The organism is Propionispora sp. 2/2-37 (assembly GCF_001298735.1).
In the GTDB taxonomy this organism is placed as follows: Bacteria; Bacillota; Negativicutes; order Propionisporales; family Propionisporaceae; genus Propionispora.
Genome location: NZ_CYSP01000009.1, coordinates 155,837 through 167,625 on the forward strand (window position 1 = coordinate 155,837; position 11,789 = coordinate 167,625).

Consider the following 11,789-nt stretch of genomic DNA (forward strand, 5'->3'; position numbering starts at 1 on the left):
TTTCTAACAGCCCTCATTCTATTGCAAATAAGGCTGTTGTTTTTTCGGCGTCTTTGGCTGCCGGCTTTTATTTACATAAAATAAAATATTTTTTCGATATTTTTACGATAATTAGGGGTTATACTTATAGAGTAATTCCCCAGAATTATAAATTTTTTGTTCACCCGGTGATTTCGGTTGCCGGGCTTATTTTGTTGGTTATAAAGGAGTTGTAACTTTATGGGAGGGAGATATGGGTAGATAATAGACAGAGTGAAATAATAAATACTCGCACGTAGTAGTTCGAGTATTTATTGCTGCTATTCTTTAATTGTCTAGTCGATTTTCAGCAGTGGAGCTAATACGGCTATTTATATTGGCAATGTGACGCTCCATGTCCTGAGACATTTGTTGGAACATTTGCTGAGCATTCTGATCATCGGTAGCTGCAGCAAAGGTTGCATAAGTTCCTTTGGCTGATTCAGCAGCCGCTAAGGCCTTTTCTAAATCTTTTTTTACTGTCATATTAGGTCCTCCTTATAATATCTTGACTTACATCATTATACTTTACTGTTTTGACTAAATTATACATAGTAGAAAGTGCTATATCTACTATGTATGGTAGTCCACTTATTTATTATGTAGTTACCGTTATTACTGAAGATGGGAAGAGTAGAAATTCAACCCGAGCCTCTGTTATGCCGAAAGAAGAAACGATGGAAGCTGGACAAGGACTACTAAGGGTTACAATGGCTGATTCCAGTTTCGCAGAATAAAAATAATACTGTAGTGCAGGGAGCCATATCTTCTTAAGTTTGCCCTTATTCGGCTTATTGCCAGGTTAGGGGCTTTTTTTATTTTGTTGTGTTTTGCCTAGGAGTTTTTGATATTTAACTAACAGAGCATCTAGTTCTTGGCTGACTTTTAGAAGTTCAGGATCAGTAAGGTGATTGAGGGTACCTAAATCGTTTATTTTTTTACGAAGTTCTTCAATTTTTTCTAATATTTTATGTAAGTGTGGCATGTGAACTCCCTTTTAAGCAGTGGAAAACAGTTTGTTCATCGTTATTCAAAATATTAAATGCCAGATGCTTTCAGTTATATACTGATGCAACCTGGCAATCATAGATTAAATATCTTTAGACCCATAGCTTTGCGTCCCTTTTTTTCAAAAGGTTTGCCTAAATCCTTTATTTGTCTCTAATCATAGTACATGTTATGACAAAGCATGTCAATAGGATACAAAACTGCGATAACTCCAATCTTATAAGTGTAATATATAACCATGTATCGCTTAGGCGATACATGGTTATATGATAAGTATATTATATCTTTAAGTGGACTTATTCCATCGAAGAGACTACTCACTGTCCCTTGTTGGAACCTTCTCTTGCTAAAGAAAAAGAATCGCGGTTTGCATCAAATCCTAATTCTTTAGCGCGGGATTTAACCACCTGTACTGGAGCTTGCCTATTGTTATCATTTTTATGGCGATTGTAACATGCTTTTGCATGTTTAGACATATCTTCTTTGCTAATTTATTTTGCTTAGTATTCTGTTTTTTCTGGTCTTGTTTTTGAGCTTGTTTTTGCCGCTTTAAGAGTATTCCACAGGAAAGGAATGTGGTTTTCAGCCATAAAGTCCTTCAAACCAAATAACCCTCTATTCCTATGGAAGTAGGGAGCTTATTTTTATCTTATAAATAAAATATTCTCACGATGTTTTAACGATAATTAAGGTTTATACTTAAATAGTAGCGATAACTCCAATCCCTATAAAAGCATTACCTTCAGTGCTTGCCCGGCAGCTTTGCCGGGTTTCTTCTTTTATCCATGTGATAGATAGAGGAGACATTATAAAGAACATTTTTTTATTAAGTAACATAGTACGCAATGAATATAACAAAGGAGATTGATAAAAAAATGGATTTTGATTTAGAATTCTGTGAACCGTTTATATGGACTGTCCGAAGTGTGGTTTCGAATTTCCTCATAAGTGTCCTAAATGTCATTGGAAATACTGGACAAAAACTATCCCGCGAAAGAGGCTGGCATAAAAACTGGCGAAGCTATTTGGGAAGCAAGGCAGAAGTGTCCCGGTCTGGCATTGGTACTGCAGACTTTCGTAAATATCTACGGTTCTCAAGAATGGCCAGAGCAATTTATACGGAGTATACCGATCAGATAGAAAGTTTCAGCATTGATGAATCCTGGCTAGACGTTTCCGGCTCTACAAGTCTATTCGGAGATGGCAAAACCATTGCGGATATTATCCGGAAGCGGTTTCGCGAGGAACTGGGGTTGACAGCCTCTGTCGGTGTTTCCTGGAATAAAATATTTGCGAAACTCGGTAGCGATATGAAAAAGCCGGATATAACAACGGTTATCACGCTGGACAATTTTCGCGAAACGGTCTGGCCGTTACCTGTCAGTGAATTGCTGTATGTTGGCCGGTCTACCCGGAATAAACTTAACAATCGTGCGGTATTTACCATTGGCGATCTTGCCCTGCGTAATATTAATAAACTACGCTTATTGCTGGGGGTTTGGGGCGAAACTCTTTACACTTTTGCCAATGGACTTGATACATCCCCAGTCCGGCCAGCAGGAGAAGAAGGCATCGTCAAAAGTATTGGTAACAGCACTACAACCGTGCGGAATTTGCAAAATAACGAGGACGTAAAGTTAATCATTTTTGTGTTGGCTGAATCAGTGGCAGCTCGGTTAAGAAAGCATGGCCTAAAATGTACAACAGTATCTATTAGTGTTAGAAGCAATGAACTATTGTCCCTTGAGAGACAAAGCAAGTTACATGTTCCAACATTTTTATCTGACGATATCGCAGAAAGGGCAATGGAGTTATTTACTTCAAGTTATTGTTGGGATAAGCCAATCCGCAGCATTGGAGTGCGTGGAGCCGACCTAGTAACGGCAGACGGTCATGTCCAGATAGACTTGTTTGATGGTGGTAAAACGGAGGTTGAAGATTTAGAGAGAACGATTGACATCCTACGTAAGCGCTTTGGGCATTATAGTGTGCAGCGTTGTTCTATGCTATTGGATAGAAAGTTGACCGGATTTAATCCGAAAGAAGATCATGTTATCCATACAGTAAGTTTTTTCAAGTAGGTGGTTGTAAGTATGGAAAAAAATTTTATATGTGTTATGGCAGAACACAATCAAGATGGTCGCATAAACCGGTAGCGATAAAGTGGCTTGATGGCCGTGTTTTACCAGTTGACCGGATTCTGGATGTGCGACAGGCAGCGTCTTTAAAATGTGGTGGGCAAGGTCTTCGTTACACTTGCCGGATTGCCGGTAAGCAAGTATATTTGTTTTGTGATGAAGGAAGATGGTTTATAGAAAAATAAACTCTAAATAGCGTCAGATTTTTTATTTAGCAGTCATTTACGATAAAATGGGGAACAAACGTATTTTGAAGAAGGATTGCACCCGGGCTTATAGGAAAGATTACACGAAGGATAGCAAAATGGCGAACAGGTTGGAAAACAGGACGGCTGACATGATTGCCGATCATCTTCTGTTTTGCCCCAATCGATTATTTCTGGAGTTTCCTTAATTATTTCTTTCAAGGATACCATACTCCTTATTTATATACCTCATTACATAATATGTTTGTAATAGCGTATTGGTTATGGGTATTAAAAAGAAAGCCTTTCTTTGGAAATGTATGCAAATGGGTATTTTTATATATTTTATCAAATTTTTCCAAAAATCTATTTGTATATAGTATAATAAAGATATAAAAAGGAGGTGAAAACAATGTGATTGATTGGATAGAGGTAATAAAAAGCCTAATAATTTCTTTATACTACTTATAAGTGGTATTCAGGAAATTACTAGACAAAATAAAGAAGCTCCCCCCTGGCCTTGCGAGCGAAAGAAGCGTTAGTGGCGAAAGGATAGCACTTAAACCGTTCCCAACCTCTTAATCACATTATAACCAATATGAAAAACAAAGGTAAAATGATTGACAATAGTATGGCTTTTATATTTGTACTGTGGATAGTCTCTACGGATTTTGATGATGTGAATATATTATCGTGGTTTACAGGTGGTTTTATTCTCGCTTATTTGTTATTTTACACAGCTAGGAGAATGAGGAAAGAGTGAAATATATTAGACTACGGACAAAAGCAAGGTAAGATAAAGAAATATCCCCCGCTCGGTCAAAATCAGGCGGGGACTGCTCTTTTAAAATATGTCTAAATCGTAGAGGGGAACGAAATCACCCTGATTGATGTATTAGGGACAGCACCGGACGTTGTTGGCGAAGCCGTGGAAAGTCAGTGTGAACAAGAACGGCTCAGTAAACATATCAACCGCCTAAGTTACAGGGAAAAGTGGGTGTTGCAGATGCGGTTTGGTATGCCGGACGGCAGCAGAAAAACACAGCGCGATATTGCTAAATTATTAGGAATTTCACGTTCTTATGTTTCAAGGATTGAGAAAAGGGCAATACAAAAGACGAAAAATTATCTGGAGTCGGACTAAAGGACAATTATTTTATTCAAAATAGTTTTTTCCAAAAACGGTGGCTTTCGAGCGGCTGGTGATTTATCAGCAGTTGAGTCATTACCTGCCCTAGTAGACGGGTAAGTTCTATTTCAAAATCACGGGTGACATCAGGTGCACCGCTCTTAACATGCGATAATTCATGAAGGAGAGTGGCTGCATAGTCCTCCAGTTTATTAAGCTGGCTGCGTTTTATGATCATCGTACCGGTTGAGGCGTTCCACAGACTGGTTGTTTCTTGGTCGGAACCAGATTTTTTTTGCAAGGTTTCCGCTATCCTGATCTGTTGTACTTCAGCTGGTTTGCCACCGATTAAGGCCAATATTTTGTCCGTACTTTCGTAGATTGTTGTTTCCTGGGGGGATAACTGGCCCGGACTTATGAATTTGAATTCGTACTCTGTCGGGTACTCATTATAGATTTGTCGGATATCTCGTAGCGGTTTACCAGCCATATCGGTAGTATTTCGGATTCGATGCATTAAAGCAGGAGAAATTGTGATCAATTCATAACCATCTTTTTTTGCCTGATCAACTAAATCGGAAGATTTCAACAGATCTTCAGAAGTAAGAAAGATAACTTTAGCAAGGACATTTAGAAATTTGGCGGCATGTTCCTGAATGTCAAGCCATTTCAATTCGTCATGCTGTGTACCATGGGAATGATTTGACATATCTGCAATCAGTAATTGTCCAATTTTCTGGTCATGGCAAGATTTCAAAAGTAATTTTATTCTGTCGGAGTATGCGGCTCGGTTAATATTAATACGTTCACGGTTTAAGGCCCTGCGAATCTTACTATCCAGAGAAGTGATGTTATAACTAAATAAAAAATTTTCTTCTTCGGCAACTCTCAGACCATTAACATAGATGATGGCATTGCTTGCATTTTTCTCCAATACTTGTCCGGCACTATTGTTTTCTAACACCGTATTACCGGAAAATTTTAGAAAAAGATTCTTGGCCTGTTCTATGTCTGTTTTAGTAAGTCCGCTGAAAATAAACTCTGTTCCTGCAAACAAGGTATCTTTGGCAGGATATACATACATTTGTAGTGTAACTATATCGTCAAATTCATGTTGTGGTGATTGAGAAAATGTGAAAATTCCAAAGCGTGAACTAATAATTACTTTAATACCTTTATGACAGAAGGTTACTAGTGCATCTTTTAAACCAAGGCCGAATTTCCCTATTAGATTGGGGTTTACTAATTTTTCACCATTTTCACTTTGTGTAAAGTGCTCAGACCGTATACCGCGCCCATAGTCTCTGATGTGCCAGTTTCCGCCGGAGTCTTCAAACATGTCAATATCTTTCGTTTGAGTGAGGGCTTGTTCATCTAAAGCATTTGCTATAATCTCACGAAGGGCATGATAAGTTTCCCAGCTGGCTGCCAGTTTTTTTACGTTTATGTCAAATTTTCTCATTTTAGACTTTAATGACAAAATAATCACACCTCTATTATAAATTCAGACATCGCTATGCTATGTCTTTTTATTATGCAGTTGCCATATCTTGAATTATATATCAAACCGTACTTAGAGGACCATACTTAGAATCAAGTTATCTAAAATTCCTTTTTTTTTTTAACATTTCCTTGGGTTTTGTGCCTATTATAATTGAGAAAAACAATATATTTATAGTTGCTGGTATATTGTATGACAGCTAGATTATGATATTATAATAAAATATGTAAATAAAGTAGACAGCAGGAATTGGTAATAATAGAAAGGAAGTTATTTATGGCAGAACGTTTGCAAAAAGTGATTAGCAGAGCTGGTATTGCGTCAAGGCGTGAAGCGGAGAAACTGATTCTCAACGGGCGGGTTAAGGTAAATGGAATTATGGTCACGCAACTGGGAACGCAAGTTATTCCGGGAAAAGATAAAGTAGCAGTAGACGGAAAAGTTATATCGGGTGAAAAATATGTCTATATTTTGCTCAATAAACCTAAAGGGATTATAACCAGCCGGCATGATCCCAAGGGGCGCAAGACCGTTATTGATTTACTTGCCGCTGTTTCTGAGCGGATATATCCTGTCGGGAGGCTGGACTATAATACGGAAGGGCTACTCCTACTGACAAATGATGGGACACTTACGCATAGTTTGCTTCATCCCAGCCGCCATATTTATAAAACCTATATTGCTAAAGTAGCTTCTTTTCCGAAAGAAGATAAATTGGATAAATTACGGGCAGGTATTAACTTAAGCGACGGAAAGACGGCTCCGGCGAAAATTCAGGTTATCGATATTGACCGAGAGAAGCAAATAACTACATTGGAAGTGGTTATTCATGAGGGGAAAAACAGACAAATACGGCGTATGTTTGAAGCTATAGGCTTTCCTGTCAAGAATCTGAAACGGGTGCAGTTTGCTTCTTTGACCCTAGATGGATTACGACGTGGTCAATACCGGTTTTTAACGGAGGAGGAAGTAAAAGAACTTAAACAATATAGTAAAATGTAAAGGAGCTACTACCTTACTTGCTGATAGATTTTACATATGTTACAGAAGTTTAATTTCATTTGAAAGGATTTGTTACATGAAGCGCGTCGTTGTAATTGGTGGTGGTGCAGCAGGGCTTATGGCGGCAGTTAGTGCGGCGGAACATGGTGCTGCGGTTACTATTTTAGAAAAAATGGCTACAGTTGGCCGGAAACTGTTAATTACCGGTAAGGGAAGGTGCAATGTTACTAATATTGCGGATATACCGGCTTTGATAAAAAATATACCGGGTAATGGCAGTTTCCTCTACAGTTCCTTTCATTTATTTAATAATCGGGAAATGATCAGTTTTTTAGCTGAACAGGGAGTGGAGACTAAGGTAGAACGGGGCGGACGTGTATTTCCCGTCAGTGATAAAGCACGGGATGTTGTACAGGCCTTTTTACAGGCTTTGGCAAGAGCGGAAGTAGTAATAAAAACCTCTCAGACGGTAACAGAAATACTGGTTCAAGAGGGCCGGATTTATGGTGTGGTCACGGTGGATCAGCAAATTCATAAATGTGACGCGGCAATTTTGGCAACTGGCGGATCTTCCTATCCGGGAACAGGTTCTTCCGGTGATGGGTATGTCATGGCGAAGAAAGTTGGACATACGGTCGTACCTCTGAAACCATCTTTAGTTCCCCTAGAGGTAAGTGAAGAGTGGATACAAGAATTGCAGGGCTTATCACTTAAAAATGTTACTGCAACGTTGATGTTTAAGGGGAAGCGGCTGGAAGCGGAGTTTGGTGAAATGCTTTTTACGCATTATGGCTTGTCTGGTCCGATTATTTTGTCGCTTAGCAAAAAAGTATCGGAATTATTATTGAAAAACGAAGATAATGAGGTTTTACTGGAAATTGATTTAAAGCCGGCCTTATCGGAAGAAAAATTGGATAGCCGCATAATGCGGGATTTCGAAAAATTTTCCCGCAGACAGATTGGCAACTCGCTTCATGAACTTTTGCCGTCAAAATTGATTCCGGTCATTATTGATCTGGCCTTTCTTGATCCTGAGAAACCAGTTAATCAGATTAGCAAAGTGGAGAGGCAACGGCTGCTACAGCAATTGAAACACCTGACATTCACTATAACAGCCACTAGGCCGATCAGTGAAGCTATAGTAACAGCAGGAGGAATCAGTGTAAAAGAGATCAATCCCGGTACTATGGCTTCCAAGGTGGTGCAAGGGTTATATTTAGCCGGGGAAGTCATTGATATTGACGGCTATACCGGTGGATTTAACCTGCAGGCTGCATTTTCTACCGGATATGTAGCCGGGCGCAGTGCCGCTACTTGATAAACGCAGAACGCAGCGCTATATTGTAAGTAAAACGGACATAATATTAATATATAGAAACTAACGAAAAACGACATCTCGGAGGGTGGAAAATATTGAGAAGATCCGACCGGCGGCGTACGATTAGTGGAGATACGTTTTTGTTATTTGCTTCTATTGGATGTGTGGGCCTGCTTATCATAGTGCAGGGACTTTTGTTAGGAAATCAGACCCGTAGTTATCTATCATTAGTTGACCGACTTGAAGGCGAGCGGATTACTCATGTTTCGCCTACCGATTCGCAAAATAGATCTAGATCTTTATTTTCTGACAATCCGGTTTTTAGTCGTTGGACAATGCGGGACAGTGCCTTGTTAACTATCAGGTGGGTTAATCCTTTCGGTAAAGAAGCGGTTTTCGTTACGGTTAATGGACAGAATGCGGGAAATCTTAACCGCAAGGGACAACTGGAGTGCAAAGTATATGATGGTGACTATGTGGAGATTGATGCCAGTAATGTGAAACGCAATGCACAGTTTGTTATTCATATTACAGGAGCTCAGGTGTATTCTCCTGTTGATGGATTGATCCTTGAAGGGAAAAGTACTGTGCTAACCATTGGAAAAATTAAGTTTAAGTAGAAACGATTTAGAAAGTTATGATCACTGAAGGAGATTGTAGTTTTTGTGAAGAATATCAGTAACTGCTGTTTAATATTAATAAGTAGATAGGATGGATGCTATGCAACAAGTTAAAATTGAATCCTGTAAATGTCTACAAGGAAGTACGACGATTCCTGGTGATAAATCAGTGTCCCACCGCAGTGTTATGTTTGCCGGGCTAGCGGATACTCCAGTACTTATACGTAATTTTCTTTTTGCGGCAGATTGTTGTTCAACTATTAGCTGCATGCAGTCATTGGGGGTAAAAGTGGAAACGCTGTCTAATCAAGAATTATGTGTCCAAGGCAACGGGATGCACGGGCTTAAAGAGCCGGAAACAGTTTTAAATGCCGGTAATTCGGGAACCACCCTGCGCCTTTTGACGGGAATTCTGGCTTGCCAGCCTTTTTTTAGTGTGTTTGTCGGCGATGCCTCCCTAAGCAAACGTCCAATGGGTCGGGTGATCAGCCCGTTATCGCAGATGGGTTGCCGGATAGCTGGCCGTCAGCAGTCAAAGTTTATTCCCATGGCACTAATGCCGGGTAAGGAGATAACAGGGATTGATTATCGTATGCCGATGGCCAGCGCTCAGGTTAAATCGGCTGTTTTATTGGCAGGACTGTTTGCTCAAGGGACTACTTCAGTAACTGAGCCATTTTTGTCACGCGATCATACCGAACGCATGTTAGCGGCTTTTGGAGTGCAGGTAAGACGGGAAGGACTTACTGTTAGTGTACAGGCTGTTGATTCGTTAATCGCCCCGCAAGTGATAGATGTACCGGGAGATATTAGTTCAGCAGCGTTTTGGCTGGTTGCAGGCACAATTATTCCCAATAGCAAGCTGATTTTACGAAATGTGGGAATCAATCCTACCCGTACCGGAATTTTGGATGTACTTAAGCGCATGGGAGCGAATATTATTCTTGAAAATGAACATGTCAGCGGACAGGAGCCTGTTGCCGATATTACGGTGCAATCAGCTTCTCTAAAGGGAACGGAGATTAACGGGGAGATGATTCCTCGTCTGGTGGATGAAATACCGGCATTGGCAGTTGCAGCGCTATTTGCTGAAGGACGTACGGTGATCAGCGGAGCGGAAGAATTGAGGGTTAAAGAAACCGATCGGCTTAAGGCAATAGCTACCGAATTGGGGAAAATGGGGGCTGTTTTGCAAGAAAAAGAAGACGGACTGGTTATTGAAGGCCGTCAGCAATTGCAGTTTGCAGTATGCCGTTCTTATGACGATCACCGTATGGCGATGTCTCTGGCGATTGCCGGGCTGGCTGGAAGCGGTGTTGGAATCATGGAACCAGACTGTGTTAACATTTCATATCCCAATTTTTTTGAAACTTTGCGTAGTTTAAGTATATGGTAAAATACCAAAGTAGGATGGGCGGGAAATTAGCATGAAAAAAATTGTTATTGCGATAGACGGGCCGGCTGGAGCAGGGAAAAGTACGGTTGCTCAAATTGTGGCACAGCGTTTGGGATATATTTATATTGACACCGGGGCCATGTATCGGGCGATTACATGGCAGGTCATACAGGCTAATCTGAATACACAGGATATCGTGGCGATTGGAGGTTTAGCCGCCACTAGCCAGATTGATTTACAATACACTAAGCAAGGGCAGTTGATTGTTCTGGCCAATGGGCAGGATGTCACTGCTAAAATTAGAACACCGGAAGTTACTGCTATGGTAGCAGAGCTGTCCCAGATTGCGGCGGTGAGAGAAGCTTTACTTAAGTTGCAGCGTAATATGGCCGGTTCAGGTGGTGTGGTTATGGATGGTCGTGATATTGCCTCAAGGGTTTTGCCAAATGCTGACGTAAAGATATTTTTAACGGCTTCTATTGAAGAACGTGCCAGACGCCGTTGGGTTGAACTAAAGGCGAAGGGGTATGCCGTGGATTTGGAAGATCTCAGCAAGGAGATTGCTGAGCGGGATAAAAAGGACTATGAACGAGAAAATTCTCCTTTAGTTCAAACCAAGGACGCAATTTTAGTTGATACAACTGCGCTGACGATCGATGAGACGGTTAACGAAATCTTAAAGATTTGCGAGGGAAAAATGTGTCGTGTATAATTTGATTCGTTTTGTTTGCCGTTGTTTTTTTCTGCTTTTTTTTCGTTTAAAAGTTGAAGGGATTGAAAACATACCTAGGCAGGGTGGAGCTATTATTGCACCTAATCATGTGAGTCTATGGGATCCTCCGGTTATTGGCTGTGCCATGTCCAGGCATATTCACTTTATGGCAAAAGAAGAATTGTTTAATATCCCGTTATTTCGGCAGATTATTTTGGTACTAAAAGCTTTTCCGGTGAAAAGAGGAGCGGCCGACCGCAATGCTATTCGAACTGCAGTTACCCTGCTTGAGCAAGAAAAGGTATTGGGGCTTTTCCCGGAGGGAACGCGGAGTCGTTCCGGGATTCTGGGAACAGCGGAACCGGGGGTAGTTATGATTGCCGCCAAGGCGGGTGTGCCAATTATACCTGCTGCCATTGTGGGAACAAAGGATATAGGGAAATTTCCCCGAATATTTCCCCAACTAATAGTTAGATTCGGTAATCCCGTTGTTTTACCTCAAGGCAAAGTTAACCGGGAACAAATAGAAGCATACAGTCAGCAGATTATGCAAAGCATTGGCAGCCTATTGCAGCAGTATAGAGGAGTTACTTGAAGAAATATTCGATTACAGTCATGCGCAGGATGAATCGAGATGGTTTATCCTGTTTTTACTTGGTCATCTGGTAGTTTAGCAGAAGGAATTTTCTGCAGAGGGATAAATCAGGAGAACTGCGTATATTTAGCAGTATTGGAATAGATGGCAAATTTTCGATTTTGTAT

Annotated in this window: 12 protein-coding genes and 1 riboswitch; of the genes, 9 read left to right on the plus strand and 3 right to left on the minus strand. The window is 40.5% G+C overall.

The window, feature by feature from the left end:
* Window positions 1-306: 306 nt before the first annotated feature.
* Together P22_RS11465 and P22_RS11470 are read right to left on the minus strand one after the other, a co-directional pair.
* Window positions 307-504: a DUF1657 domain-containing protein gene (locus tag P22_RS11465; protein WP_054260377.1), complete on the minus strand. Its 198-nt coding sequence runs from the start codon at window positions 502-504 to the stop codon at window positions 307-309.
* 316 nt (window positions 505-820) lie between these two features.
* Window positions 821-1,003, minus strand: coding sequence for an aspartyl-phosphate phosphatase Spo0E family protein (locus P22_RS11470; protein WP_054260378.1), 183 nt, complete (start codon window positions 1,001-1,003; stop codon window positions 821-823).
* Between the two features lie 82 nt (window positions 1,004-1,085).
* A riboswitch (cyclic di-GMP riboswitch) is annotated at window positions 1,086-1,171 on the minus strand.
* An 812-nt stretch (window positions 1,172-1,983) separates the two neighbouring features.
* On the opposite strand from P22_RS11470, the gene P22_RS21565 reads away from it, so the two are divergent.
* From P22_RS21565 to P22_RS19945, 3 genes are all read left to right on the plus strand, one after another.
* Window positions 1,984-2,166 carry a Y-family DNA polymerase gene (locus tag P22_RS21565; protein WP_373432672.1) on the plus strand — a complete coding sequence of 61 codons (183 nt, stop codon included), beginning with the start codon at window positions 1,984-1,986 and terminating at the stop codon, window positions 2,164-2,166.
* A complete protein-coding gene (locus tag P22_RS11475; protein WP_373432673.1) occupies window positions 2,127-3,107 on the plus strand; it encodes a DNA polymerase Y family protein in 981 nt (326 codons plus the stop codon). Before P22_RS21565 ends, P22_RS11475 begins: the two co-directional genes overlap by 40 nt.
* 1,128 nt (window positions 3,108-4,235) lie before the next feature.
* The gene (locus P22_RS19945) at window positions 4,236-4,493 is read left to right on the plus strand and encodes a sigma-70 family RNA polymerase sigma factor (RefSeq protein WP_255351800.1); all 258 of its coding nucleotides are present in this window, start codon (window positions 4,236-4,238) and stop codon (window positions 4,491-4,493) included.
* A gap of 16 nt (window positions 4,494-4,509) precedes the next feature.
* Here the strand turns inward: P22_RS19945 and P22_RS11480 are convergent, their stop codons facing one another.
* Entirely contained in the window at window positions 4,510-5,958 is a 1,449-nt protein-coding gene (locus P22_RS11480; protein WP_216598070.1) for an ATP-binding protein, read from the minus strand.
* A gap of 297 nt (window positions 5,959-6,255) precedes the next feature.
* Here P22_RS11480 and P22_RS11485 point away from each other — a divergent pair, with 297 nt between their 5' ends.
* The 6 genes from P22_RS11485 to P22_RS11510 all read left to right on the plus strand — a co-directional run bounded on the left by P22_RS11485 (window position 6,256) and on the right by P22_RS11510 (window position 11,622).
* Window positions 6,256-6,981: a pseudouridine synthase gene (locus P22_RS11485; protein WP_054260380.1), complete on the plus strand. Its 726-nt coding sequence runs from the start codon at window positions 6,256-6,258 to the stop codon at window positions 6,979-6,981.
* Between the two features lie 76 nt (window positions 6,982-7,057).
* On the plus strand, window positions 7,058-8,299 hold the full coding sequence (locus P22_RS11490; RefSeq protein WP_054260381.1) for a BaiN/RdsA family NAD(P)/FAD-dependent oxidoreductase: 1,242 nt from the start codon (window positions 7,058-7,060) through the stop codon (window positions 8,297-8,299).
* Between the two features lie 95 nt (window positions 8,300-8,394).
* Window positions 8,395-8,919, plus strand: coding sequence for a hypothetical protein (locus tag P22_RS11495; RefSeq protein WP_156318938.1), 525 nt, complete (start codon window positions 8,395-8,397; stop codon window positions 8,917-8,919).
* A 100-nt stretch (window positions 8,920-9,019) separates the two neighbouring features.
* Complete coding sequence (gene aroA / locus P22_RS11500) at window positions 9,020-10,315, plus strand: 3-phosphoshikimate 1-carboxyvinyltransferase (RefSeq protein ID WP_156318939.1); 1,296 nt, start codon at window positions 9,020-9,022, stop codon at window positions 10,313-10,315.
* A gap of 31 nt (window positions 10,316-10,346) precedes the next feature.
* Window positions 10,347-11,027 (plus strand): (d)CMP kinase, encoded by a 681-nt coding sequence (gene cmk, locus P22_RS11505; protein ID WP_054260384.1) that lies wholly within the window; start codon window positions 10,347-10,349, stop codon window positions 11,025-11,027.
* Window positions 11,020-11,622 (plus strand): lysophospholipid acyltransferase family protein, encoded by a 603-nt coding sequence (locus P22_RS11510; protein ID WP_054260385.1) that lies wholly within the window; start codon window positions 11,020-11,022, stop codon window positions 11,620-11,622. The genes cmk and P22_RS11510 overlap by 8 nt, the downstream gene beginning before the upstream one ends.
* Window positions 11,623-11,789: the final 167 nt, after the last annotated feature.